Here is a 23,825-nt window from a genome sequence, read left to right on the forward strand (position 1 = left end):
AAAGGAAGCCTACGGTTGTATTTGCACTAGCGCGATAGCGTCCTCTGTCGGTCGAAGCATGTGGTTTTCGTCGCGCCGATAATATCCCTCAAGTTCAGATTCGAGATAGGCATGGACTTCAGCTCCAGTCTTTACTCCCCAAGCCTCTGCCAGTTCACCGTTCGATGTCGGCGCCAACTCGACGAGGTCGCCGAGGCGGTCTACCGCTTGCTCAGACAAGTCATGTTCGGGCCGTTGGCTTTGATGCTCGATGAGAGTATCGAGTAAGGAAACCTCTTGTCTAAGTTCGTCATCGATATCGTCAGCTGTTTCGTCGATATAGGCCTGAATCGTCCGAAACTTTTCTCGATATTGACCCGGGACGTGAAGCGGTTCGGAGTCCCGTTCCCACTGTCCTTGTCGCTGACCGTCCATCGGTATCCAGTCGTCTGTACTACGCACAGCAGTGATCCAGTCTTGAAGCGTACTGGCATACCGGGCGAGACACACCGCTTTTTTGATCCCACTTGTCTCGAAGTACTCCGGGGACTCAGCATCGGCGGAGATGTGAACTCGATCCGATTCGATGGTACCGTCGATCTCCTCCCAACTAGCAACAAGGTCCATCGCCTCGGAGGGGGAGCCATCAAGACGTAACAGTATGACCCCGCCCCGGGTTTTGCCGTCGGTCGTTGGCGACGGGAACAACGTTGAGACGGACATGATTTTGCCGGCCGATCGATCAGCGTTTGGACTCCCGTAGATGGCGTCGATATCGACGTCACCGTCCAGTTCTAGTTGGAGATCAAACACCAGTGGCGTAACCATGTACTCGAACTCGTCATCGAGTCGTTGCTTGAACTCCGTATCTGAGTGGACGAAGTAGTGGTTTGCACCCCGGATCTTCGAGAGCGATTCCGCCAGATCGGGGTTTTCGTCGAGTCCCATTCCGATGAACGTCGTGTGGATGCCTCGCGTTGCTGCTTCCTCAACTGTCGCGGTAATAGTGTTCCTCCCGGTAGCACCGGTATTCGGCATCATATCCGTCAGGAATACGATCCGATTCTCGACTTGCGTCGCATCTGCAGCCTCGTGTTCACCGAGGAGATCGATAGCTGTCTCAAGGCCGGCACTCATGTTCGTTCCACCACCGGCCGTCACATCACGAATATGGCCACGGATCGCGTCCATATCTGTCTCTCCGACGAGAGAGAGCGGTTTGGCGATGTGGTCCTGTGAGTTATAGAGGACGACTCCGAACCGATCGTCCGGTTCTAAGTGCGTGGTGAGGGCTGCGAGAGAGTCTGTTGCAGCAGCCATTTTGGTCTCACTCGATGGTGAGTCCACTGACCGGCGTTGCCCGGACTCATCGTAATAGTACTGATCAAATTGGCTGCCCATCGATCCAGAGACGTCGAGAACAGCGACGAGGTTGAGTTGACGGCGTTCAAAGTCTTCGACGCCGATCGTGGAATTGAGACCGACGGTCAGGTAGTGTTCGGTCCGATCTGTGAGAGGATGGTTGGTTACCGCTGTCCTGTACGATGGGTAGAAGAGACTGTCTTTGTCGTCGCGGTTATCGCCTGTGTCGAAGTAGTAGTCGTAAAACAGTCCCTCGGTCGAGAGCGCATCTTCGCCAGGCAGATATCCTTCAGAAATATTGTCTCGGAAGTTATCGACGTCTTTGGCACCACCAGTAGCCATCCCGAGCGACTCTGATGCATTGTTCATCACCGATTCCACAGCGGCAGCATCGTCTGCGTGTTCATCGACTGGTCTCCCACCATGTGCGAGATACCGATCTAATTCGCCTTCGGGGATTGAAAGCGAGCACTCAGTACATCGATATTGGTTCGGAGGGGTGCGGGGACCCCGCTTCGACTCTCGAAACGGTCGCCAATCATCCCTATCTGAGAGCCGCTGGAGTTCCGACTCCTCGGTGATTACGAGGTGTAGGCCGTTGCGTCCTTGTTGGTCGAGTGCTCTGCCGACCGGGTTTGGAACCGATTCGACTCCGGGCTCGAAAGTCAGCTCTGAACCACATTCGGGGCAGTCGTGAGAAGCCGCTTTCTTGAACTGATCCGGGAAGGCTTCCTGGGCGTCGAAACCGACATCAATACCGAGTCCGTGTTCTATGCGATATGTCTCCTCGATCGCCAGCGAGTTCACTCGATCAGCAACACCGCCAACGACGAATTGGTCCCCATTAGTATCCTCAACTTCGAAGAGCGCAACATCGGAAGGCGAATCAGCACGGTTCAGAATGGAAACTTCGATCTCCGCAAGATATTGACCGTGAGTGATATCAGATTTAGTACTTACCATCTTTCCACGTTCCCGCTACAGTTATTTATACTCACTGAAGAGATCTATTCTATACTGCGTTAGTTACGAATAGCAACTAGTATCACTGAACACGACATCCGGAATGGCGATCAGGAGTTCTGAGTGTGCCGGTCGATAGAGCCTCGGAACGCCTCCATACCTTCCACGCGCTCAGTTTCGACGGCGCTCATCTCGCGTGGATGGTCGTGATAGTACGCGAGCGCATGGTACACGTCCGCGACGTCCAAGTCATACCGGTCGGCGACTGTTTCGGGATCAACCCCACGCTCCTCGATCAACGCATACACCTGGCGGACGCTGATTCGCCGTCCGGCAATGTAGGTTCCTCGATGAGGTCGTGTGCAACACGACGACTCTCCTGCTCGGCTATACACGCTACTACCACGTCCTGTCGCAAAAGGGCTCTCCCGCGCCATTGCTTGCGATAGCGGGATATGCGGAGCTAAAGCCATGAGAGGCCAGTATTGAGTTCTTCGAGGAACGACGGCTGTACTTGCGCGCTGGGTGGGAACGAGAGTTGGTCGCCTTGCCGGTCAAGGATCGTTTCGCGGAGGAAGGGATGAGCCGGGTCGAATGAGGGACTCGTTCGGATGCGGTAGTCGCTATCGATGGTGAACAGTGCAGCGTCGAACGCACGGTGGTGCAGCGAGTTCAACACGAGGACGTTCTCCGGGTGTTCGGCTAAGTCAGGGTGCTGACTCCGGGGGAGGACGTGCGCGAGATCCAGCAACGAATCCTCTTGAATGCCGGTTAGGGTGCACTCGTGGCCGTAGCGTTCGAGCGTATCGGCACGGAAGGCGTCGCTCACAGTGATTTTTGACGTCTCATACCGGCGAATCTGACCGCTCTGGTTGAGTGGTTCCCCGGTCGGCCACTGGGCGACCTCCCCGGTCTGGACCCACTGCTGCCAGACATCGGGTGCCTCGTAGTCGTCATTTTGCTGGGCACGGTCGTGCAGCCAGGTGACCGGGACGGCGTTGCTGTTGAGGATCGAGAAGTGGAACTGATAGTTCGGGACCTGTGTCCCGTCCTCAGCACGGTACGCGCGTACCTCGAGGTGGTCGGGAACGCATAGCCCGCAGAACTCAACGACGCCCGATTCGGGTTTTCGGAAGACGAGGACGGGCGGTACGTCCTCACGCCGACCGGCAGCGGCGTTGTCGAAGGCAGCTTTGATCTTCTGGTTTTGCGCGGACTCGTCGTAGGGGTTCGAGGTCTTTGCGTCGCCCCAGTAAGTGATGTAACCGGCGTTGACAGCGAGGGTGTCCTCCCATGGATCGTCATGTTGGGAGATACCGCTGTCGTTCGAGACGAGTACCAGCGTTGCTGGCGTATCGGATCGATCTGCACCAAGATCACGAATTCCGCCAGTGTTCCTGATACCGCTGTCGAGCGGACCACGAATCCATCGGAGAAACTGGTCGTCCGGGTTGCGATAACTCCCGGTATCGCGGTATTGTTGCCCGACCCGGAACATACGTTGCATGCTACCGCGGCGTTACATCTATCAGTCAATAAATGACCGCGTGATACTCGCAAGAGAACTCAGGATGTGATATGTGAGACTCAACAGAACGCGCTCACTGGGGTATAGGGCGACATACCCCTGCTGAGCAGCAGAGCTGTTGTGGGGGACATACGCCGATATTCAGCAAATGAGGTTGAGTGGGACGTAGCCAGCTTTGTTGGAACCCTAAGACACTGATAGGTTTGAGCGGGTGTGCTGTATACAGGGCGCGTATCTCGCACAGAATTCTCTCCACCTGCGGCGCAGTTCGGCCGGTGAGTGCGGACGGCGAGCACCACTTGAGGTGATGCCGACCAGCCATCCGATCTCCGAAGGGGTATCGCCTGTCAGGCGACCGTCCTTGGGAGAGCGGCCGCTAGATCCCCTCGTGGTGGACTTCCTGCCTGCCGTACACCGGCGTGGGGATCTCCTCATAGCGTGCCTTCAGCTGCAGCGCCAGATACAGCGAGTAGTGGCGTGACTGGTGCAGGTTGCCACCGTGGAACCACAGTTGGTCCACCTGCGTCGGCTTCCACATGTTGCGCTGCTCGCCCTCCCACGGTCCGGGGTCTTTGGGCGTGTCTGAGCCGAGCCCCCAGACCTTCCCCGCCTGCCGCGCCGTCTCCTCATCTATCAGGTCGGCCACCCAGTGGTTCATCGAACCGAACCCCGTGGCGCACACGACAAGGTCGGCCGGGAGCTCGGTGCCATCTTCCAGCAGGATCGCATCCTCGTTGAACTCGGTCACCTGCCCATGGGCCATATCAATCTCTCCGTCGATTATGAGCTGACTGGCGCCGGTGTCGATGTAGTAGCCCGAGCCACGGCGGAGGTACTTCATGAACAGCCCCGATTCATCGGGACCAAAGTCGATCCAGAAGCCGGCGTCCTCGAGCGCATCGTAGAAGTCGGAGTCGATTTCCCTGATTTTGTCGTAGTTGGGTTTTTCGAACTCATTCATGATGCGGTACGGGACGGATGCGAAGATCATGTCCGCCCGGTGGGTGTCGATGCCGTTCTCGACGGCCCGCTCGGAGTACAGATCACCGAGTGCGTGCTCCAGTATTGACTCCGTCTTGATGACGCACGTCGATGACCGCTGCACCATCGTCACGTCCGCGTCTACCTCCCAGAGCCCCTCACAGATGTCGTGGGCTGAGTTGTTCGAGCCCACCACTACCACGGACTTGTCCTCGTACTTCTCGTCGGGGCCAGGGTACTCGGATGAGTGTAGTACCTCGCCGTTGAAGCGCTCCTCGCCGTCGAGGTCGGGCATGTTGGGCTTGCCGCTCATGCCCGTCGCCATCACGAGCTCCTGTGGGCGCAACACGAGCTCCTCACCGTCGCGGTTGACCTCGACCTCCCAGGTGCCCGTCTCCTCGTCGTACTGTGCACTGGTGGCCTCGGTCTTCGACCAGTAGTTCAGCTCCATCACCCGCGTGTACATCTCCAGCCAATCGCCGAGCTTGTCCTTCGGTGAGAACACCGGCCAGTTTTTGGGGAACTTGATATACGGGAGGTGGTCGTACCAGATGGGGTCGTGCAGCGCGAGCCCCTCGTACCGGTTGCGCCAGGAGTCGCCCGGCCGGTCGTTCTTCTCGACGATGATCGTGGGCACGCCGAGCTGGCGGAGTCGTGCACCGAGTGCGATGCCGCCCTGTCCCCCACCGACGATCACGGTGTGCGGCTGTTCGGTGTACCCCAGGTTCTCCAGCTCCTCCTCACGGCGCTCTGTCCACGTTTTGCGGTCTGGGTCCGCAACCGGCTCTGCGCCTATCGGTCGGTCTCTGCCCCTGGGCTCCTCATGCCCCTTCAGCTCCGTCAGTGCGGTCAGGAAGGTCCACGCACCGCCATCTTTCAGCCGGACGACACCCTCACCACGACCCACCTCGGTCTCGAAGGTGAACCAGGCGGTGATGATCCCATCCTCCTCCTCCGCCGGCTCGGTAAGCTCGAAGTCCGACGGACCGATGTGCGCGAGTGTCTCCTCGAGCATATCCTCGACGCCACTGGGATTCTCCACCGTCTTGATGTTCCAGGTAAACGCGACCAGGTCGCGCCAGTAGCTCGACTCACAGAACATCTCCGCCGCAGCGGCGGCATCCTCCCGGCGCATCGCATCCTCGAGCTCCTCCAAGTACGCCTGTGCCGTCTCGGTCGCATGGTCGATATCGCCATCGGACATCTGCTCTGGCGAGCTCATCGGCCCACCTCTTCCGCTGCGGTGGTCGCCACAGCGGGTGTCGGTACCGATTGCAGTTCAGGTCCGGTATGTCCATTAAAGAACATAATCTTTCTGAAGTGCCGTCTCTACTTAATGATTATTCACAGGTATTTATCAGCCATACCGGCTCAGTTGCAAGGTTTGGATTGCGACGGTGGAGATCGTTACGCAATTCAAAGCCATCATATCTTCCCGCGAGCCCAGTTAGAACGGGCAGGATACGATTCGGGGAACAACCACCACGACAGGAAGCGTGTGAATGAAATCGAGGCGATCACCACTCATGATGGTATGTCTGAACTTTCATCCAAGCTCTATTAGTCTAGTGCGTCGCAGACCCCGGCTTCTCTGATTTGGACTGTAATATACTCGTGGATGCTTTAAGCGAGGGTTTGTATTGAGTCTGCTTGGTGTTCTGTCGGGTGTTGGCCGCCGTAGTAACTGTCTGTGCGGTCGGTGTCGTACAGCGATCTGAGTTCACGCGTCGTTGCGGCGGAGAGGACGCTGAGGTCAGTTGCTCAGGTAGACAACTATACATTTCGAGGACAGATCGGCGCCGGTGCAGGTTACTATAGCCAAACTACTCTACCACTCCTCAGAGAACAGTCCGATCTCTGTTATGAATATGCGCCTACACGAAACAGAGAGTGTGTGCCATTTCCAGTCCGGGGGTTTCCGAGAGGGGTCGGTAAAATCTGAATTACTAATCATCCTTGCAATCTCTATTAATTACGGATATGTATCCGTAATTAATTTCGATATATCTGCACTACGGACTAGTACAACGAGGAACAACATAAGCATATCCCCGTATAGGATCATTCATTCTCCCCCGACCCCCCTCTCGAAACGCGCCAGACTGGAAATGGCACTCACTCTCTGTAAGACAACCAGACAACATGTCGAGATTTGGCGAGATTCTCTTGAGGACCGCCCTACAACACGCAAAACATGTCGGTGAAACACTGGATTAATTCCGGGTTGCCAATGTCACAGGACTCCTCGTTGTGTGCTGTGTTGCTTACCGAGATAGGAGAGTTACGCGTATCGCTCCTAATTTGAGTAACGCGTGCACCTATGTTGTTGGTCCATTTTGGATATAGTTGTTCGTGGGGACAAAGTTGATGCAGGGTACGGATACTTCAGGCGGACAAGCCGTGAGGCGGCTCTGTTGAAATCTTCTTCTTTAGGCATATACAGCGTGCAACAACCGGGCAGTGCATGTGCGAATGTATCGCTGTCAATTCTGGCAGATTTCGTTGCTGTTCGCGCGACTCTGCAATACAGGGCGCGTATCTTGCATGAGAGATGGTTTGGATTTAGACTGGGCGCGATTCTGGAGCCGACAGAGCGCAACCACGAATTCCAGACCGATCCACTCATCGATCTCGACGGTCGCTTCCAGGTCGTTCATTCCGATCAGCAGTTCGCAAACGTGTATGATCGCGAGCTCTGACTTCCGTCCTTCTCCACCAGAGAAGCTGATAAAGCGACTGTTGTGGCCCAACTCGATGCTACACTTACCACAACTGAAATGCCGAGAGGTGACCCAACTAAGACTGGTAATTAGCAAAATACACTTAAAAGGTTGTGGGGCGAATGTTTAAAAGAGGCTGGTGTTGTATTGTAGTTGCTGTATGCAACCAAACACGGAAGACGCTGATCGGTTCACGTACGTTGACGAAGAGGTCGTATTGGACGTACAGACACTTCATCGGCTCATATCGATCCGAAAAGAGGACGATACCTGGGATACTTCGATCACTCGGCTCCTGGATAACGCGATCCAAAATGTACCAATCGAAGAAATTCTGCGAGATCTCCTCAATCAGTTCGAGGACGCTGTAAGCATCAATGTTGTTCCAACACCTCAGTATGAGCGTCCTCTGCGAGAGATCCGCAATCAGCTCGAGGACGGTGTAAGCATCAGTGCTAATCCAACACCTCAGTATGAGGATCCAGGGAGGTTGATTATCTCGGTACATACTGGAGAAGTATCGTTCGAAGAGAACGTTTCGCTCTACGCAGGGACAGAATCATGCGCCATGATCGAATCAAACACCGGCGAAGAATTCTGCCTGCCGTTCGATATCATCGCAACATGTGACGGACCAAAGAGCGAGACGATGAGTACAACACCCGTCTATGCGACTGATAGCATTCTCGGGATGGAGCCGATTTCGCTTGATGAAGGGCTTGATCAGTTGCGAACGAAGATTGGAATGCCCAGAGACGAACTTCGGGAACTTGATTCCGATCACTAAGGTCACTTATTAATCCCGAAAAGGAAAAATCACTCGTCAGGGTGGTTGTAGACTCGCCGACGATAGTTGAATCGGGGCAACTGAAGGCAACTATTATAAACGTTGCAGCTGACGTTTTGCATAAGCAACCCTGGAACAGCAAAGAAAGACGTCATACCTGGGTGTTGCTCCTGCATATATGCCCGACAACTCCCTATCCACCTCCCCAGACACAGACATCCAAGAATGGGTGTGCCCGTACTGCGAGCAGACCCGACAGTCCCTCCCCGAGATTCGGGACCACATCACTGAATCCACTGAAGGAGCGCACAGAGGAATTGACGGACTGAAGCCTACCCGAGACATTCTTGCCTACGGCACTAATGGTGAGATAGTCGATCGTGTGGAGGGCGTTTCGACGGAACCTGCCGATCCCATCGACGAGTACGACAAGCGAGAAATCATCATCAATAGTTGGTTAGCTGCCGATCGAGACCCAAATCGGAGAGCTGTCGAGGCTATCAGTGATGCTACTCAGCAGTACGTCTCCAAACTTTTGAACGATATTGAGTCTGGAGAAATCCCCAGAGAGACATGGGTAGAAGCAATCGATTACGGCCTCAAAGACGAACTCGAAGAGCGACTCAGGCAGTACGAACCAGAAGACGACACGGAGGACACCATGAGTGCACAAACGACGGCAACTGCGGAAGACATCGTTGAAGAAGCGCCGAAGAAAGACCGAATCATCGCGGCACACCGTATCAGCCCGAGCGCAGACAAGCAGGCCGTCGCAGATGCCCTGGGGGTATCGTACGAATACGTCCGGCAGATTTTCAACGATATCGATAGCGCTCCGGAGGAGTGGCAGAAGCTACGAGACGGAGATCTCGATGAAGATCCTGAACCTGAACTCCGCGACGCTGTCGAACAACGCCTAGTCGATTCGGGCGCACTAGTCGGCGAGCAGGAGGAACAAAGTGAGATTGTGTCGCGCGAGCGGGCGTCTGCGGAGCAGGTCAAGGGGATGGTTCGGGCGTCCGAGATAGATACTGTGATCGAGAAGCTCGAACTCTTGCAAGAGCAGGCAGAATACACGCAGAATGGAGATGCAGAGTTCGTCGCTAAGAAATGCATCGAGTGGTTGGATGAATTGATCGAGCAAGCAGAGTAGTCCCGGAGTCTCTGATGAGTTGTAAGTCAGTTGTGGCTGTGCAACTCTAGTCCATAGTTTTAATACAAGCGGTTGTTTCTGGTGAGGTGAGGCAACCAACAGTGCTGCTGAGACTGCCCGAAAGCGACGGTCACGCCCGCTGTGACAGTTGCTCTGGCATACGCAGTACAACGGGTAACAACCATAGATGACTATCTACCGCTCTCCCCGCGCCCACGGAGGTATCGAACTGTGAGTACCGACACGCCGACTACACCCACGCACGTACCCGAACACGACTCCGACGAACAGGATCACGAGGTTGACACGGAGTCCAACCGGGAGCCTGCAACCATTGCAAGCTCCCCGAACGGTGAGCGACGAGGTGTGGCTATCTACTTGACTGCCGACGACCTTCGCCGGCTCGGCATCCCGCACGACGTCAATGCCGTTGTACCGTGTATTCTCAACGGTGCCGTGCTGATCAAGTCCACCACGTAATCATCCAAATCTGTCGATGAGTGAACAAGTCGCCACGTACATTCCTGATGAAGAATACGATGACTGGGTAGAACAGGCCGAGGAGATGGGAATGTCAACAAGCGACTGGATCAAGTCCATGGTGCGCGCTGGCCAGAAAAAATTCAACCGGGACGTTGAGCCTACCGAGTCGCGCGACGATCTTCGCCGACGGCGGAAAGACCTCCGCAGAGAACTTCAGCGTGCACGCGACCGCATCGAGGAATTAGAGGAGCAGGTTCACAGGAGCGAGCGTGACGCAGTGATTGATTACATCGACGAGAATCCCGGTGCAGAGTACGAGGACATCGTACAACACGTTGTCAACACCGTCAACTCTCGCGTGACGCTGATTTTGGACGACGTTGAGGGCGACAAGATCGAGATTGATGAACAAGGAAGAATGTACACACGATGATTGAAACGAACTACGACTACGACTCCGGATACCACGAAGGATCGATTGTTGAACAGGATGCACTCGCATTCCTGGGTGTCTTCAAAACTCTCGAGGACGTGCCAGCACGGTACCTCCTCGAAAACCATGCATCTGAGGTGACGTCTGAAGGTGCCTGGAATGATTACGATGCGCAGGAATTGGCAGATCTGAGTGCGCATACGAGACGATACGTGTACGGTAAAGCGTATCGTGAATGGCAGAGTTATTGCGACGAACACGACGTACATCCAGCGCTCGCTGACCCGCAGGACATCGAAGATCATCTATCGGAGCAGAGAGACAAGGTGACGAAACTGAAGACAGTGCATGACGCTCGGTTCCGGCCACTCTTCCGCTGGTATCGGTGGATGCAGTACCACGCTGACTATCCGCACCGGTACAATCCGGTCGTGATGGCTGTGCTGCTGCGTGGTGCGGTGCACGACATTTGGCAAACTCGATTGTTTGATCGGAAGAACGTTCCACAAACGCGGGAGGAGAATTAATGCAAGACCCAGAAGACGCTGTTGCTGCAGAGTTTGGTCTCGAAGGTGATCCGCTCGCGGAACTCAATCCGCAGATGAAGGCTATTGACACGGATTGGTTTGAGTACTACTACAGCGAGATCATCGACAACAAAAGAATCAAGGAAGAAACGAAAGGTCACTACGAGGTGTCGTTCCGGAACTGGACGGAGCATATGAGCCAGTACGATCGACACCCGACACTGCCGACTGAGCGTCAAGTTGAAGCGTTCGTTGATGCCTGTCTGCCCCGGATGAAGGGCACACAGGTGCGGAAGAAGATCAACCATGTGAAGAAGGTGTACGAGTGGATGCAGCAGAATCCGAGGTTCCCGCATCCTACGAACTACAATCCGTTCCTCCGAGTCAAATCGAAGCGCGAGATGGCTCTGGAAAACGAAAGCCCGAAGAATCATCCGAAGGTTGAGCTTGAAGAATTGAGCGAGCAGGTGAAGAGCATCAAGCACGTCGGCGAGCGTGCCGTTACTGTCTTCCAACTCAAGACCGGGGTTCGTTCCTCAGAGTTGGCGAACATTCGGATGGAAGAGATTCATATTACGAATCCTGACGTGCTGAGTCACTACGAGTCGATGGGAACGCACGACCAGTTGGACGACGCGGCGAATGCGGTGTACATCGCTCCAGAAGAATCTCGTCATGGCAACAAGCGTGATAGCCCTACGGTCATTCCCCTGGACGATGAGACGCGTCGCGTGCTTATTGATTGGTTATTGATTCGGCCAGATAACGATGCGCCGTGGCTGTTCCTGACGCAGAAGGGGAAGCAGATGAAGAAATCAAGTCTCGGCCACGTGTGGCGGAAGCACTGGTGGCCCGAGTACGAGTTCGATGCAGAAGAGGAGTTCCGGTCGATTACACCGCACTGGTCACGTCACTGGATGTCTACCTGGTTTCGGACACAGGCTGGGATGGAGGAACCGAAGGTGCAGTATCTTCGTGGTGACACCATGGGTGGGGAGCTTGAGAAAAGTCGGTCGGCATTCCATCGGTATGTGCACATGTACTATGATGACGTCGAGTCGGAGTATCGAGAAGGCGTGTTCAAACTCGGTATTTGAACGCGCGGTTCTGTTGGGGTTCTACCTCGTTGACTTATACCCTATTTAAAGGACATTCTGCAAGAACCACTATACCCGCGCCGTCTTGCGATTTACCGGTTTTGTCTTTGTTCTACCTTGTTCAACTCGATAAGCAGTCGGAAGATCGCCTTCACGAGGTTCGCGTCCACGTCGAAGCGCTCGGCGTTCTCGCCGGCGCGGTCCATCACGGCCTGCTCTTGTGTCTCGTCCGTCGTCGGCAGGTCGCGACGCTCCTTCACGCCGGCGATGGTGTCGGCGACGTACGTGCGCCGGGCGATCAACTCGACCAACTCGCGGTCGATATCGGCGATCTCCTCGCGTAGTTCGTCCAAGCTCATCGCCTCCAGTTCCTCGGGGGATTGACTCGTGTCGTCGTAGCTCATTGTCTGATCTCGTGTGTTCGTCGTCGGTCACAGCACCCGTGCGCCGGTCTCGCGGGTCCGGGTCAGTCGCGTTTCGCCGTCGCGGGCGGCCCATCGCTCGCGTACCGCCGTCAACGCCTCGCGGTCGCCGACAGCGACGACGCTCGGGCCGGTGCCCGACAGCGAGACCCCGTCGCAGTCGGCCATCGCCTCCACGGCTGGGTCGGTCGGGAACCCCAGCGCCGCCGAGAAGGCGAGGCCGTTCACCGTCATCGCCCGGGCGTAGTCGCCCTCGAGCGCCAACTCGGTCGCCAACGCCGCCATCGGCGCGACGCGTTCGCACGCGGAGACGTCCGCGTCCGCGGAATACGCCCGATCGGGCGGCGTCCACACGAGCGCGTGCTCGGCGAACGGGTCGTCGCTGGCGAGGAGTTCGTCCTCGTGGTTGTCGGTGACGGTGACGCCGCCGAGCATCGACGCCGAGGCGTCGTCGAACGCGCCCGTCACGGTAACGCCGGCGTCGCGCGCCGCGCGGACGCCGACGCGACACGCCTCGGTCTTGGTCACGTCGGCGTCGGGGTCGTTCGCCACCTCCAGCCCGAGCGCCGACAGCGTCGCCACCACGGTCGCGTTTGCGGCCGCACTCGAGCTCTTCAGTCCCGCCGCGGTCGGCACCTCGCTTTCGGTCTCAACGGTACCGCCCTCGCCGGTGCCGTAGCGGTCGACGACGCGCTCGACGCAGCGCTCGATCAGCGTCGTGTCGCCGTCGGGCGCGCCGGCGATAGTGCCGGTGACGCCCTCGGCGTCCGGGTCGAGCGTGACCGTCGCGGTCGTCTCCAGATCCAGCGCGAACGCGGCGCCGCGGCCCGTCGCGAGGGCGTTGACGACGGTCCCGGCGCCCGGCGCGGCGGCGCGTCCTTCCATGCGTCGACGCGCGCGTTCGCCGGGGTAAAGCGTGGCGGTCGTGTCAACATCGCGGTCGCGACGGGCGCGGCGTGTTGGCGGGCGCGTCCGCCGCCGTGTCCCGCGACGCTCGCTCCGCTCCCGCCGCGCTCTACTCACGGCTCACTCCGTTCGCCGTTCGCTTCCGCGGTCTCCCTTCGTGAGACTCGCTCCGCTCGTCTCACGTGCCCTCGTTCGCTCCGCTCACGAGGACTCCGGTCGACCGCGCTCTCGCCGCGCTTATTCGCGTCCGCCACCCACTCGGAGCCATGAGCGCCCCCCATCGCAACGACATCGCGCCCGCGAGCGTCTCGGTCGCCCTCCGCGAGGAGGGCGTCGAGGTCGAGTACCTCGACGGCCGCGTCACCTTCTACCACGGCGTCCCGCGGGTCGTCGAGGACACCCTCACGACCTCGCCGGGCAAGGAGACGCACGTGCTCGTCACCGACCCCACCGAGACGGAGGGCGTCCTGCTGTACGTGAACGACCTGAAGACCCACGACGACATCCTCGAACAGACCGGCGTCGGCCGCGTCATCCTCGGCGAGGGCGAGGAGGAGGAGCTGTTCCCGGGCGTCACCGCCCGGCGTCCGGGCGGCCAGCGCACCGAGATCGAGGCCGACCCCGAGGTCGCCGGCGGGCGCGTGTTCGCCTTCGTCGAGGACGACTGGGGCGAGGAGAGCTACGAGTTCGCCGCGGGCGACGACGCCGACGGGGAGTCGACGACGGACGCGGACCGCGCCGGCGACGCGGAAAGCGACGAGGACGAGTGAGATGAGCCTCCGGAAACCGTGGCGCAATCTGGACCGATCGGCGGCCGCCGCCGCGCCCGACCGCTACGGCGTCTACGAGTTGGGCGACGCTGACGGGGAGCCGGTCGGATACGGAGTCGGCGTCCTCCGCGACGAGGTAAAGGAGGCACTGGCTTACGGCGACGCCGCGAAGGTCCGGTGGCTCGTCGCGGAGTCGCACGAGCACGCCGAGCGCCTCGTGGACGACCGGTTCTGATCGGCGAGCGCGGCTGTCGAGGCCGTCGAGGCTGGCGGAGCTGCGATGACCGCGGACGCGACGCCCCTACTGGAGGTACGAGGGGTCCTCCGCGTCACAGTGCTCCTCGTGCTGTTCGGCGTCGTCGGGATCGTCGAACAGCAGGCCGCAGGCGTCACACTGGTACCAGGTCATGTCGTCACGCTCCGTTGCCGTGACCATAGGTAGCATTCGACGCGCCGTGGATAAATCGCTACCGGCGGTACGTCGTCATCGCTATCGGCATCGTCGTCGGTGCCGTCCGACGGTTAGAAGTCCGGGAGGTCGTCGGGCGCCTCGAACTCGCTTTCCCAGTCGACGTACTCCTCCTTCAGCACCTCGCAGACGACCTGTCCGAACTCGGTCAAGGCGGCGTTGATCGCCGACACTTGCTCCCAGCTTCGGAGGTCCGGGTGGAGATCGCGCTCCTTCCAATCCTCCGGGATCCCGGGGGCGTGGTAGCCGACGCGGTCGGCGAAGTCGTCCCAGAAGAAGTCGAACCGCTCGAACAGCGCCAGATCGCCGGCGATACGCCACGTGTCGGCGTCGATGTCGGCGTCCGCGGCCCACCGGCCGAACGCCTCCTCCCACGCGCCCTCCCGGAGGAACGCTTCCAACTCCTCGCGGTGGTACTCGTCGCCGGCGACCTCCGTGTCGTCGTACTGACTCGGGTCGACCGTCGAGAGGGTCGGCGTCGGCGGGGTGTCGGCGTCGAGGCTCATGTCCGTCCGTATCCCCGCACGGGGCAAATGCCTGCCGGAGCGGGCGGTCCAGCGCGGCCACGCCGAACCGCCCGACCACGCGAGAACACCGGTAGGCGAGAGCGCCGGAGTTATTCGGATCAGGACCATAACGTGGTTCATGCCAACACGACGCGACGTTCTGGCGGGGCTCGCGAGCGCGGGCGCCGTCGGCGCCGCCGGCTGCGTACAAGTGGGGTCCTCCGACGCCGCCCCGCAGGCGGCCGACTCGAACGAAACCGTGGGCACCGGCGCCGGAGGACGCGAGGCCGCGTCGTCGACGACCGAGACCGACGTGTACCGGTCGACCGTCCAGTCGGTCGTCGGCATCCTCAACTACGGCCCCAACGGTCCGCAGGGAAGCGGTTCCGGCTTCGTCGCGGGCGACGGCTACGTCGTCACAAACCAGCACGTCGTTGCCGGCGCGACCGAGGTGAAGCTCCGTTTTCAGGGCAACACGTGGCGCGACGCCGAGATCGTCGGCACCGACGCCTACTCGGATCTCGCGGTGTTGCGCGCCGAGAACCGCCCCGAGTCGGCGACACCGCTGTCGTGGGTCGCCACCGACCCCGAGCCGCCGGTCGGGACGCCGGTGATGGCGATCGGCTCGCCGTACGGCTTCAGCGGCTCCGCCTCCACCGGCATCATCTCCGGGATCGACCGGGTGCTGTCGGCGCCGAACAACTTCACCGTCGCCGACTCGGTGCAGACGGACGCGGCGCTCAACCCCGGCAACTCCGGCGGCCCAGTCGTCACCTTCGACGGGACCGTCGCGGCGGTCGCCGCCCGCGGCGGCGGCGACAACATCGGCTTCGGCGTCTCCGCGGAGCTGTCGAAGCGGGTCGTCCCCGCGCTCGCGGCGGACGGCGAGTACGACCACTCCTACATGGGCGTCCGCCTCCTCGGGGTGACTCCCGTCATCGCGGAGGCGTACGACATCGACGACGTGGGCGGCGTGCTCATCGTCGAGGTGGTCGAAGACGGGCCCGCCGCCGGCACGCTCCGGGGCACGGACGGGTCCACCACCGTCGACGGCGTCAGCGTCCCCACCGGCGGCGACGTGGTCGTCGGGATCGGCGGCACCGACGTCGAGGTACAGGCGGACCTCTCGAACTACCTCGCGTTGGAGACCTCGCCAGGCGACGTGGTGGAGTTCACCGTGTTGCGTGACGGGTCGGAGACGACCGTCTCGTTCGAGCTCGGGGAGCGCCCGCAGCCCGACGTCTGAGCCTCCGTCGATTCTGCCCCACGGCTATCGGTCCGGGCACCTGCCGTTTCCGGCGCGCACCTTACCCGAGCCGTTCGCTCACGTCCGCCAACTGCGACCGTCGCTCCTCGGTTGCCTCCTCGCGCAACGCCGTCTCCTCCTGCGTCGGACACTCGAGGTCCGGAACGGGCGTCGGCGTACCCTCCTCGTCGAGCGCGACGAAGGTGAGAAACGAGGTGGTGGTCCGCCGCTCCTCGCCCGTCCGGGGGTTCTCAGCGCGAACGTCGACCTTCACGTCGACGCTGGTGCGGCCGGTGTTGAACACGTACGCCTCGAGCACGGCCACCTCACCCAGGTCGATGGGCGCGATGAAGTCGACGTGGTCCATCGACGCCGTGACACACTGGCGTCGCGAGAAGCGCATCGCCGCGATGGCGCCGCAGATGTCCATCCAGTGAAGCACCGCGCCACCCAGCGCCCGCCCGAGGTTGTTCGTGTCGTTGGGGAGCAACAGCTCGGTCATCTCCGTGTAGGAGGCGGCGAGCGTACCCTCCCCGTCGCCGCTGGCGTCTCCGTCGGCTGCTCCGTCGACGAGTCCGTCGACAGCGTCGTCGGTGTCAGTCATACCGAGTCCTTCCGGTGGCGTGTGTATCAACTCCTGTGGTCTCGTCCCGGCGGTTCCAGGAACGAGACGAGCAGTCGCCTCCCGAACCGTTATGCGGGGATCGGCCGAACGATGACGCGTGATAACGAACCGCGAGATCACGTCGCGGGAACTCCTCGACAAGGCCCTCGACGAGTTGGTCGACTCCGCCCGTGCGAACGGCGTCTCCGACGACGAGACCGCGGAGGCGCTACGTGTTCGGGCGGCCGGGATAGCGGGCGGAGACGACGGAGAGACCGAAACGGAGCCCGAACCCTGACCGCGACGGAGAGACCGAAACGGAGCCCGAACCCTGACCGCGACGGTGCTCAGCGGGAGCGGAACTCGTCGTCGGGGTCCGACTCCGAGCGGCCGCTCTCTCGGCCACGGGGTCCGGAGCCGCGGGGCCGTCGGTCGTCGCTGTCGCCGCCCACGTCGAACGATTTCAGCGGCTGCCCGGCGGCGTCGACCACCTCGTCGCTCACGCGGATCGGACACTCCAGCCGTGTGGCGATGGCGATCGCGTCGCTGGGGCGGGCGTCGAAGACGAACCGGTCCGGCTCGCCGTCGACGTAGCGCTCGGCGGTGAGCTTGCCGTAAAAGGTGCCGTCCACGATGTCGTCGATCCGGACGGAGTCGACCGCGCCGCCGAACTCCGTCACCATCTCGACGAGCAGGTCGTGGGTGAGCGGCCGGTCGAACGGCTCGCCCGTAAGCGCGCCGCGAATGGATCGTGCCTGATCCGGTGTCACGAAGATCGGGAGGTACTCCCCGCGGGCGCGGAGCACGACCGCCGGAACCTCCTCACCGTCCGGCCCCGACCCCACGCCGATACCGGCGACCTCGGCCTCGTGTTCCATACGCACACAACGCGGGCCGGGCATGAATACCTACCGCGGCGTCCCGAGCCGAGCGAACGCCGATCCGGAACCCGTCCGCGACGAGGGACGTGAGACTCCGACAGGCGTATACGGGCCGGACGGAAAAACGCGGCCAATGAGTACCGGAATCGGACCGTACGCGGGGTGGCGGCCGTGAGCCGCGATCCCGACGCTGCGGACACCCCCGCTTCTGACGCGGTCGGCGACCGCACGTCCGACGCGGGCGACCCCCCTGCGTCCGCCCCGCCGGCCGCCAACGGCCCCGCCCCAGGCACCGGGCCGCAACCTTCCAACGAGCGCGGCGAGGGGAGCGTCCGCGTCGTCGGCACGGCCCACGTCTCGGAGGCGTCCGTCCGCGAGGTAGAGGAGACGGTCGACGAGGAGCGTCCCGACATCGTCGCCGTCGAACTCGACGAGGGACGCTACCGCCAGATGAAGGGAGAGACGCCCGACGACCTCGACCCCGGCGACCTGCTCCGGGGCAACACCGTCTTCCAGTTCCTCGCGTACTGGATGCTCTCGTACGTCCAGACGCGAATGGGCGACCGGTTCGACATCGACCCCGGCGCGGAGCTGCTGGCGGCCGTCGAGACCGCCGAGGACCTCGGGATCTCGGTCGCGCTCGTCGACCGCGACATCCAGACGACGATCCAGCGCTTCTGGGCGCGTCTCTCGCTGATCGAGAAACTGCGCATGGTCGGCGCGCTCGCGTTCGGGGTCACCGACCCCCGCGTCGCTGGGATCACGTTCGGCCTGCTGGTCGGCGTTCTCCTTGGCCCGGCGATCGGGCTGTTCGGCGGCGCCGTCGGAGTTACGGACGCCGTGCTCACGCGCGTCGGCGTCGGTGCGCTCGTCGGCGCCGTCGCGGGCTATCTGGGCTACCGTGCCGCGTCGCTGTCGCTGGGCGGCGGCGGCGACGCGGATGGATCTGGAGGCGCGACCACGCTCGGCGTCGGCGCCGTCGTCGCGGTCGCGGTCGCCGCCGCGGTGACGGTCAGCGGGGCCGGCGTCGACGCGGTCGCCGGGCTCCTCTCGGGCACGCTCGTTCGCGCGGCCGGGAGCCTCGCGCTGGGGCTCGTCGCCGGGCTGTTCGTCGGCGCGCTCGCGGCCGTCGCCATCGACGCGCTCGGCCTCGCGCCCGACGGCGACGCCGACGACCTCGAGGGGTTCGACCCCGACGATCTGACCGACACCGACGTGGTGACGGCGATGATGGAGGAGTTCCGGGAGTTCTCCCCCGGCGGCGCCGAGGCGCTCATCGACGAGCGCGACGCGTACATCGCCCACCAGCTCGTGGGGCTCCGGAACGAGGGGTACGACGTGGTCGCCGTCGTCGGCGCGGGCCACCGCGCGGGCATCGAGTCGTACCTCGCGAATCCCGAGTCGCTGCCGCCGATGGACTCGCTCGTCGGGCAGGCCGACTCCGGCGGGATCCCGTGGGGGAAGATCGCCGCGTTCGGCATCTCGGCGGCGTTCATCGCCTTCTTCGTCCTGCTGGCGATGGCGGGCGTGCGCAACGAGCAGCTGCTCACGCTGTTCGCCGCGTGGTTCGTGATCAACGGCGTGTTCGCCGCCGGACTGGCGAAGCTCGCGGGCGCCCGCTGGCGGTCAGCGGCCGTCGGCGGCGGCGTCGCGTGGATGACCTCCGTCAATCCGCTGCTGGCGCCCGGGTGGTTCACGGGGTACATGGAGCTGCGCCACCTCACCGTGAACGTCTCCGACATCGGCACGTTGAACGAGCTGCTGTCGGACGAGTCGCGGCCGATCCGCGACATCGCCTCGGACATGCTCGACGTGCCGCTGTTCCGGCTGATCGTCGTCGTCGCGGCGACGAACATCGGGAGCGTCATCGCCTCGCTGCTGTTCGCGGCGTACGTGGTCCCGGTGTTCGCCGGGTCGCTCGACGCGAGCATCACCGACCTGATGATTCAGGGGGCGCGCGAGTCCGCGCGGATCGTCTGGGGGGCCGTCGCGTGAGCCGATCCGGAACGGGGCGGGGCGCGTCCGGCGGCGCCGCCGCGTCGATCGCGGGACTCTCCTTTTCGAGTCGGGAGCTTCGGGACCTCCTGCTGGCGTGGATCGCGCTGTCGGTCGCGTTCACGGTGTTCTTCGCCGGCGGCGGCGCCGTCGTGATCAACACGCTCGCGGCGGGTGCGGTCGGCTCGCTGGGCGGGCTGTTCGTCGTGAGCCTCGTCACCGCCGGCGTCGCGTTCCTGCTGCACGAACTCGGACACAAGGTCGTCGCCGTGCGGTACGGCCAGCAGGCGGCGTTCCGCGCGGACTACGGCATGCTGTTCCTCGCGGTGGTCGCCGCCACCGCGGGCTTCCTGTTCGCCGCCCCCGGCGCGGTCCACCACGTCGGTCGGATCACGAAGCGCGAGAACGGCCTCATCGCGCTCGCGGGCCCCGTCGTGAACCTCGTGCTCGCGGCCCTGTTCGCGCCGCTGCTGCTGGTCGGGTTCGCGGGGTTCTCGTCGCTCGCGCTGACGGTCGGGACCTACGGCGTCGCGGTGAACCTCCTGCTCGCGGCGTTCAATCTGATCCCGTTCGGGCCGCTCGACGGCGCGACCGTCCGGGCGTGGTCGACGCCGGTGTGGCTCGCGGCGTTCCTCCCGAGCGCGGCGCTCGCGGTCGGGTTCGCGCTCACGCTGCTGTTCTGACCCCGGGCTCGACGGGACCGTCGCCGCTCGCGTTCCCGCGGCGTTCTGACTCTCGCGTTCCCTCATAGTTCTGAGTCGTCTCGTTCCCACGGCAGTGCGATGGTGTCTCACACCTATCCGTTCGGTTCGCGTGCTGGCCCGTATGGAGAGCATCAACCCGGCGACTGGCGAGTCGCTCGAACGCTACGACGAGCACACCGAGGCCGAGCTGGACGAGGCCCTCGACGCGGCGGTCGAGGCGTTCCCGGCGTGGGCCGGGCGGCCGATACAGGACCGGTGTCGGGTCCTCTCGCGGGCGGCGGAGCTGTTGTCCGAGCGGGCCGACGAGTACGGCCGGCTCATGACCCGGGAGATGGGCAAGCCGGTGGGGGCCGCGCGCGCCGAGGCCGAGAAGTGCGCGTGGGTGTGTGACTACTACGCCGAGCGCGCGCCCGACCACCTCGCCGACGAGGTGATCGGGACGGCGCCGGACGCGCGGACGCTCGTCAGCTACGAGCCGCTGGGGCCGGTGCTCGCGGTGATGCCGTGGAACTTCCCGTTCTGGCAGGCGCTCCGGTTTATCGCGCCGGCGCTCGCGGCCGGCAACGTCGGCCTGCTGAAACACGCCTCGAACGTCCCCGGCTGCGCGCTCGCCATCGAGGAGGTGCTGCGGGACGCGGGCGTCCCCGAGGGAGTGTTTCAGAGTCTCCTGATCGGGTCGGACCGCGTGGACGACGTGATCGCCGACGACCGCGTCCGGGCGGTGACGATCACCGGAAGCGAAGGCGCCGGCCGCGCCGTCGGCGAGCGCGCCGGGAGCGAACTGAAGCGATCGGTGCTGGAACTGGGCGGCTCGGACCCGTTCGTCGTCCTCGACGACGCCCCGGTCGAGGCGACCGCGGAGCGGGCGGCCGACGCCCGCATGAAGAACAACGGCCAGTCGTGCATCGCGGCGAAGCGGTTCATCGTTCACACCGAGGTGTACGACCCGTTCGTCGACGCCTTCCGCCGGGAACTGGACGCGCTGACCGTCGGCGACCCGATCGACGAGGACGTCGACGTGGGGCCGCAGGCGCGCGAGGACCTCATGGAGGACCTGCACGATCAGGTCGAGCGCAGCGTCGAGGCCGGCGCGACGCTCGCGCTCGGGGGCGAGCCGCTCGACCGGGAGGGGCCGTACTACCCGCCGACACTGTTGACGGACGTGCCGCGGGACGCCGCCGCCGCGACCGAGGAGACGTTCGGCCCCGTCGCCGCGGTGTTCGAGGTCGACAGCGGGGCCGAGGCGCTCGCGCTCGCCAACGACACCGACTTCGGCCTGGGCGCGAGCGTCTGGACCGGCGACCTGGAGCGCGGCGAGCGCTTCGCCCGGCGGTTCGAGGCGGGCTGTTGTTTCGTGAACGAACCGGTGAAGTCGGACCCGCGGCTCCCCTTCGGCGGCGTCAAGGACTCCGGCTACGGCCGAGAGCTCTCTCGACACGGGGTCCGCGAGTTCGTGAACCGCAAGACGATATGGGTTCAACACGGCTTCGGCGACGAAGAGACACTCGGCGCCGACGAGGGGATATTCGGCGCCGACGAGGGAACACGCGACCGCGGGGGCATGGAGTGACCATGCAGGTCTCGAATCTGGTCGTCGAGTGTCTCCTCGCGGAGGACGTGGAGTACGTGTTCGGCCTGCCCGGGGAGGAACTGGAGGAGTTGCTGTTCTCCCTTCGAGACTCCGAGGTGACGTTCATCCCGGTGCGCCACGAGCAGGGGGCGGCGTTCATGGCCGACGTGCACGGCCGGCTCACCGGCGAGGCGGGCGTCTGCCTCGCGACGCTCGGGCCGGGCGCGACGAACCTGATCACCGGCGTCGCGGACGCCCACCTCGACAAGGCGCCGCTGGTCGCGATCACCGGACAGGGCGGTCGCGAGCGGCTGAACAAGGAGAGCCACCAGAAGCTAGACGTCGTCCACGCCTTCGAGCCCGTGGTGAAGTGGAACGCGCAACTGTCCGACCCCGACGGCGTCGCGGAGTCCATGCGCAAGGCGTTCAAGCTCGCCGAGTACGAGAAGCCGGGCGCGACGCACCTCGAACTCCCGGAGGACGTCGCCGCCGAGGAGACCGAGGACGAGCCGTTGCCCGTCCGTCGATCGGTCTCGCGACCGGCACCGGCCGAGGACGCGCTCGCGGACGCGGCCGCCGCTATCGAGGACGCCGATCGGCCACTCGTGCTCGCGGGCAACGGCGCGGTCCGTGCGGACGCGGCCGCGGCGCTCTCGACGTTCGTCGACGCGACCGACGTGCCGGTCGTCTCGACGTACATGGGGAAGGGTGCGCTCACCGACCGCGACGAGCGGTCGCTGATGACGCTCGATTCGGGGCCGGAGGAGGCCGCCGGCGGCGCCGTCGAGTCGGCCGACTGCGTCCTCGCGGTCGGCTACGACATCGCCGAACACGACCCGGCGGGGTGGAATCCCGACCGCGAGAAGACGGTCGTCCACCTCGACAGCGAACCGGCGGAGGTGTACGCCCACTACAACCCCGATGTGGAGGTGATCGGCGACCCATCCACCGGACTCGAACGCCTCGCCGACGCGGTCGACCGTCCGTCGGAGCCGTGGTGTACGGACGCCCACGAGCGGGTGTACGATCACGCGACCCGCCGGCCCGACCCGGACGACCCCCTCACGGTCGCGAACGCGCTCCCGCTGCTCCGGGCGGCGATGACCGACGCCGACGTGCTCGTCTCCGACGTGGGCAGCCACAAGGCCGCGATCGCCCGGAAGTTCCCCGTGTACGAGCCGGGGCGATGCGTGATCTCCAACGGGCTCGCGAGCATGGGGATCGGCGTGCCGGGGGGACTCGCCGCCGACCTCGCGGTCGACGCGAACGTCGTCGTCGGCACCGGCGACGGGGGGTTCCTGATGAACGCCGCGGAACTGGAGACGGCACGCCGGCTCGACTGTTCGTTCACGACGGTCGTGTTCCGCGACGACGACTACGGACTCATCTCGGAGAAGCAGGAGTCTCACCGGGGGGAATCCTTCGGGACGGAGCTGGGCAACCCCGACCTCGTGACGTTCGCGGAGAGCTTCGGCATCGAGGGGCTCCGCGCGGAGTCGCTCACGGCGTTCGACGACGCGATCGACGACGCGGTCGGGAGCGACGACCTGACGCTGATCGACGTGGTGTTGGACGGGTAGCCGGTCGGGTTCGCGCGTGGGGTCTCCCCATAACGGCCGCGTGCGTCGCCACGCACGCTGTCCTCGTGGGCGGAGCGGCACGGTGACCATCGATGCCGTTCTTCGAGGTGCTCGCTCCGCTCACGGCTCACGCCGTTCGCATCGAGGCCTCCCTTCGGT

At 62.8% G+C, this 23,825-nt stretch carries 24 protein-coding genes; 14 read left to right on the plus strand and 10 right to left on the minus strand.

Annotated elements, in window-relative coordinates; all coding sequences use genetic code 11:
• Nucleotides 1–9: 9 nt before the first annotated feature.
• The 4 genes from ABJD39_RS13610 to ABJD39_RS13625 all read right to left on the minus strand — a co-directional run bounded on the left by ABJD39_RS13610 (nt 10) and on the right by ABJD39_RS13625 (nt 6,035).
• The gene (locus ABJD39_RS13610; protein ID WP_348609746.1) at nt 10–2,304 is read right to left on the minus strand and encodes a DUF5797 family protein; all 2,295 of its coding nucleotides are present in this window, start codon (nt 2,302–2,304) and stop codon (nt 10–12) included.
• Nucleotides 2,305–2,414: 110 nt separating this feature from the next.
• Nucleotides 2,415–2,612 carry a DUF433 domain-containing protein gene (locus tag ABJD39_RS13615; RefSeq protein ID WP_348609749.1) on the minus strand — a complete coding sequence of 66 codons (198 nt, stop codon included), beginning with the start codon at nt 2,610–2,612 and terminating at the stop codon, nt 2,415–2,417.
• Nucleotides 2,613–2,767: 155 nt separating this feature from the next.
• Nucleotides 2,768–3,802: an HNH endonuclease gene (locus tag ABJD39_RS13620; protein ID WP_348609751.1), complete on the minus strand. Its 1,035-nt coding sequence runs from the start codon at nt 3,800–3,802 to the stop codon at nt 2,768–2,770.
• Nucleotides 3,803–4,208: 406 nt separating this feature from the next.
• Nucleotides 4,209–6,035, minus strand: coding sequence for a flavin-containing monooxygenase (locus ABJD39_RS13625; protein WP_348609754.1), 1,827 nt, complete (start codon nt 6,033–6,035; stop codon nt 4,209–4,211).
• A 1,658-nt stretch (nt 6,036–7,693) separates the two neighbouring features.
• Between ABJD39_RS13625 and ABJD39_RS13630 the strand changes: the two genes are divergently transcribed.
• The 6 genes from ABJD39_RS13630 to ABJD39_RS13655 all read left to right on the plus strand — a co-directional run bounded on the left by ABJD39_RS13630 (nt 7,694) and on the right by ABJD39_RS13655 (nt 12,013).
• Nucleotides 7,694–8,320, plus strand: coding sequence for a hypothetical protein (locus ABJD39_RS13630; protein WP_348609757.1), 627 nt, complete (start codon nt 7,694–7,696; stop codon nt 8,318–8,320).
• A gap of 178 nt (nt 8,321–8,498) precedes the next feature.
• The gene (locus ABJD39_RS13635; protein ID WP_348609760.1) at nt 8,499–9,473 is read left to right on the plus strand and encodes a hypothetical protein; all 975 of its coding nucleotides are present in this window, start codon (nt 8,499–8,501) and stop codon (nt 9,471–9,473) included.
• A 231-nt stretch (nt 9,474–9,704) separates the two neighbouring features.
• A complete protein-coding gene (locus ABJD39_RS13640; protein WP_348609763.1) occupies nt 9,705–9,953 on the plus strand; it encodes a hypothetical protein in 249 nt (82 codons plus the stop codon).
• Nucleotides 9,954–9,969: 16 nt separating this feature from the next.
• A complete protein-coding gene (locus ABJD39_RS13645) occupies nt 9,970–10,389 on the plus strand; it encodes a hypothetical protein (RefSeq protein WP_348609766.1) in 420 nt (139 codons plus the stop codon).
• Complete coding sequence (locus ABJD39_RS13650; RefSeq protein WP_348609769.1) at nt 10,386–10,916, plus strand: hypothetical protein; 531 nt, start codon at nt 10,386–10,388, stop codon at nt 10,914–10,916. The genes ABJD39_RS13645 and ABJD39_RS13650 overlap by 4 nt, the downstream gene beginning before the upstream one ends.
• A complete protein-coding gene (locus ABJD39_RS13655; RefSeq protein WP_348609772.1) occupies nt 10,916–12,013 on the plus strand; it encodes a tyrosine-type recombinase/integrase in 1,098 nt (365 codons plus the stop codon). The genes ABJD39_RS13650 and ABJD39_RS13655 overlap by 1 nt, the downstream gene beginning before the upstream one ends.
• A gap of 92 nt (nt 12,014–12,105) precedes the next feature.
• Here ABJD39_RS13655 and ABJD39_RS13660 read toward each other — a convergent pair whose 3' ends face one another.
• Complete coding sequence (locus ABJD39_RS13660) at nt 12,106–12,417, minus strand: chorismate mutase (protein ID WP_348609775.1); 312 nt, start codon at nt 12,415–12,417, stop codon at nt 12,106–12,108.
• A gap of 27 nt (nt 12,418–12,444) precedes the next feature.
• On the minus strand, nt 12,445–13,320 hold the full coding sequence (locus tag ABJD39_RS13665) for a shikimate kinase (RefSeq protein ID WP_348609776.1): 876 nt from the start codon (nt 13,318–13,320) through the stop codon (nt 12,445–12,447).
• A gap of 287 nt (nt 13,321–13,607) precedes the next feature.
• Here ABJD39_RS13665 and ABJD39_RS13670 point away from each other — a divergent pair, with 287 nt between their 5' ends.
• Together ABJD39_RS13670 and ABJD39_RS13675 are read left to right on the plus strand one after the other, a co-directional pair.
• A complete protein-coding gene (locus ABJD39_RS13670) occupies nt 13,608–14,111 on the plus strand; it encodes a DUF5796 family protein (protein ID WP_348609777.1) in 504 nt (167 codons plus the stop codon).
• Between the two features lies 1 nt (nt 14,112).
• The gene (locus ABJD39_RS13675) at nt 14,113–14,346 is read left to right on the plus strand and encodes a DUF7508 domain-containing protein (protein ID WP_348609780.1); all 234 of its coding nucleotides are present in this window, start codon (nt 14,113–14,115) and stop codon (nt 14,344–14,346) included.
• A gap of 66 nt (nt 14,347–14,412) precedes the next feature.
• Here ABJD39_RS13675 and ABJD39_RS13680 read toward each other — a convergent pair whose 3' ends face one another.
• Together ABJD39_RS13680 and ABJD39_RS13685 are read right to left on the minus strand one after the other, a co-directional pair.
• Nucleotides 14,413–14,547 carry a DUF7128 family protein gene (locus tag ABJD39_RS13680; RefSeq protein WP_264084001.1) on the minus strand — a complete coding sequence of 45 codons (135 nt, stop codon included), beginning with the start codon at nt 14,545–14,547 and terminating at the stop codon, nt 14,413–14,415.
• An 86-nt stretch (nt 14,548–14,633) separates the two neighbouring features.
• On the minus strand, nt 14,634–15,086 hold the full coding sequence (locus ABJD39_RS13685; protein WP_348609784.1) for a hypothetical protein: 453 nt from the start codon (nt 15,084–15,086) through the stop codon (nt 14,634–14,636).
• 139 nt (nt 15,087–15,225) lie between these two features.
• On the opposite strand from ABJD39_RS13685, the gene ABJD39_RS13690 reads away from it, so the two are divergent.
• Complete coding sequence (locus ABJD39_RS13690) at nt 15,226–16,332, plus strand: S1C family serine protease (protein ID WP_348609786.1); 1,107 nt, start codon at nt 15,226–15,228, stop codon at nt 16,330–16,332.
• A 61-nt stretch (nt 16,333–16,393) separates the two neighbouring features.
• Here ABJD39_RS13690 and ABJD39_RS13695 read toward each other — a convergent pair whose 3' ends face one another.
• Nucleotides 16,394–16,834: an acyl-CoA thioesterase gene (locus tag ABJD39_RS13695; protein WP_348613652.1), complete on the minus strand. Its 441-nt coding sequence runs from the start codon at nt 16,832–16,834 to the stop codon at nt 16,394–16,396.
• 220 nt (nt 16,835–17,054) lie between these two features.
• Between ABJD39_RS13695 and ABJD39_RS13700 the strand changes: the two genes are divergently transcribed.
• Nucleotides 17,055–17,234 carry a hypothetical protein gene (locus ABJD39_RS13700; RefSeq protein WP_348609789.1) on the plus strand — a complete coding sequence of 60 codons (180 nt, stop codon included), beginning with the start codon at nt 17,055–17,057 and terminating at the stop codon, nt 17,232–17,234.
• A 49-nt stretch (nt 17,235–17,283) separates the two neighbouring features.
• Here the strand turns inward: ABJD39_RS13700 and ABJD39_RS13705 are convergent, their stop codons facing one another.
• Nucleotides 17,284–17,814 (minus strand): bifunctional nuclease family protein, encoded by a 531-nt coding sequence (locus ABJD39_RS13705; protein ID WP_348609791.1) that lies wholly within the window; start codon nt 17,812–17,814, stop codon nt 17,284–17,286.
• A gap of 174 nt (nt 17,815–17,988) precedes the next feature.
• Between ABJD39_RS13705 and ABJD39_RS13710 the strand changes: the two genes are divergently transcribed.
• The 4 genes from ABJD39_RS13710 to ABJD39_RS13725 all read left to right on the plus strand — a co-directional run bounded on the left by ABJD39_RS13710 (nt 17,989) and on the right by ABJD39_RS13725 (nt 23,666).
• On the plus strand, nt 17,989–19,812 hold the full coding sequence (locus tag ABJD39_RS13710) for a TraB/GumN family protein (RefSeq protein ID WP_348609794.1): 1,824 nt from the start codon (nt 17,989–17,991) through the stop codon (nt 19,810–19,812).
• Nucleotides 19,809–20,495 carry a metalloprotease gene (locus ABJD39_RS13715; RefSeq protein ID WP_348609796.1) on the plus strand — a complete coding sequence of 229 codons (687 nt, stop codon included), beginning with the start codon at nt 19,809–19,811 and terminating at the stop codon, nt 20,493–20,495. The genes ABJD39_RS13710 and ABJD39_RS13715 overlap by 4 nt, the downstream gene beginning before the upstream one ends.
• Before the next feature lie 142 nt (nt 20,496–20,637).
• Nucleotides 20,638–22,086 (plus strand): NAD-dependent succinate-semialdehyde dehydrogenase, encoded by a 1,449-nt coding sequence (locus tag ABJD39_RS13720; RefSeq protein WP_348609799.1) that lies wholly within the window; start codon nt 20,638–20,640, stop codon nt 22,084–22,086.
• A gap of 2 nt (nt 22,087–22,088) precedes the next feature.
• Complete coding sequence (locus ABJD39_RS13725; RefSeq protein WP_348609802.1) at nt 22,089–23,666, plus strand: acetolactate synthase large subunit; 1,578 nt, start codon at nt 22,089–22,091, stop codon at nt 23,664–23,666.
• The last annotated feature ends 159 nt before the right edge of the window (nt 23,667–23,825 follow it).

The organism is Halobaculum rarum (assembly GCF_040025155.1).
Taxonomy (GTDB): domain Archaea; phylum Halobacteriota; class Halobacteria; order Halobacteriales; family Haloferacaceae; genus Halobaculum; species Halobaculum rarum.

What these genes read in the sequence shown, in the direction of transcription:
- ABJD39_RS13610 (WP_348609746.1), bottom strand. Translation starts at nt 2,304, where the DNA reads ATGGTAAGTACTAAATCTGATATCACTCACGGTCAATATCTTGCGGAG.
- ABJD39_RS13620 (WP_348609751.1), bottom strand. Translation starts at nt 3,802, where the DNA reads ATGTTCCGGGTCGGGCAACAATACCGCGATACCGGGAGTTATCGCAAC.
- ABJD39_RS13625 (WP_348609754.1), bottom strand. Translation starts at nt 6,035, where the DNA reads ATGAGCTCGCCAGAGCAGATGTCCGATGGCGATATCGACCATGCGACC.
- ABJD39_RS13630 (WP_348609757.1), top strand. Translation starts at nt 7,694, where the DNA reads ATGCAACCAAACACGGAAGACGCTGATCGGTTCACGTACGTTGACGAA.
- ABJD39_RS13635 (WP_348609760.1), top strand. Translation starts at nt 8,499, where the DNA reads ATGCCCGACAACTCCCTATCCACCTCCCCAGACACAGACATCCAAGAA.
- ABJD39_RS13645 (WP_348609766.1), top strand. Translation starts at nt 9,970, where the DNA reads ATGAGTGAACAAGTCGCCACGTACATTCCTGATGAAGAATACGATGAC.
- ABJD39_RS13650 (WP_348609769.1), top strand. Translation starts at nt 10,386, where the DNA reads ATGATTGAAACGAACTACGACTACGACTCCGGATACCACGAAGGATCG.
- ABJD39_RS13655 (WP_348609772.1), top strand. Translation starts at nt 10,916, where the DNA reads ATGCAAGACCCAGAAGACGCTGTTGCTGCAGAGTTTGGTCTCGAAGGT.
- ABJD39_RS13660 (WP_348609775.1), bottom strand. Translation starts at nt 12,417, where the DNA reads ATGAGCTACGACGACACGAGTCAATCCCCCGAGGAACTGGAGGCGATG.
- ABJD39_RS13665 (WP_348609776.1), bottom strand. Translation starts at nt 13,320, where the DNA reads ATGGAAGGACGCGCCGCCGCGCCGGGCGCCGGGACCGTCGTCAACGCC.
- ABJD39_RS13670 (WP_348609777.1), top strand. Translation starts at nt 13,608, where the DNA reads ATGAGCGCCCCCCATCGCAACGACATCGCGCCCGCGAGCGTCTCGGTC.
- ABJD39_RS13675 (WP_348609780.1), top strand. Translation starts at nt 14,113, where the DNA reads ATGAGCCTCCGGAAACCGTGGCGCAATCTGGACCGATCGGCGGCCGCC.
- ABJD39_RS13680 (WP_264084001.1), bottom strand. Translation starts at nt 14,547, where the DNA reads ATGGTCACGGCAACGGAGCGTGACGACATGACCTGGTACCAGTGTGAC.
- ABJD39_RS13685 (WP_348609784.1), bottom strand. Translation starts at nt 15,086, where the DNA reads ATGAGCCTCGACGCCGACACCCCGCCGACGCCGACCCTCTCGACGGTC.
- ABJD39_RS13690 (WP_348609786.1), top strand. Translation starts at nt 15,226, where the DNA reads ATGCCAACACGACGCGACGTTCTGGCGGGGCTCGCGAGCGCGGGCGCC.
- ABJD39_RS13695 (WP_348613652.1), bottom strand. Translation starts at nt 16,834, where the DNA reads ATGACCGAGCTGTTGCTCCCCAACGACACGAACAACCTCGGGCGGGCG.
- ABJD39_RS13705 (WP_348609791.1), bottom strand. Translation starts at nt 17,814, where the DNA reads ATGGAACACGAGGCCGAGGTCGCCGGTATCGGCGTGGGGTCGGGGCCG.
- ABJD39_RS13720 (WP_348609799.1), top strand. Translation starts at nt 20,638, where the DNA reads ATGGAGAGCATCAACCCGGCGACTGGCGAGTCGCTCGAACGCTACGAC.
- ABJD39_RS13725 (WP_348609802.1), top strand. Translation starts at nt 22,089, where the DNA reads ATGCAGGTCTCGAATCTGGTCGTCGAGTGTCTCCTCGCGGAGGACGTG.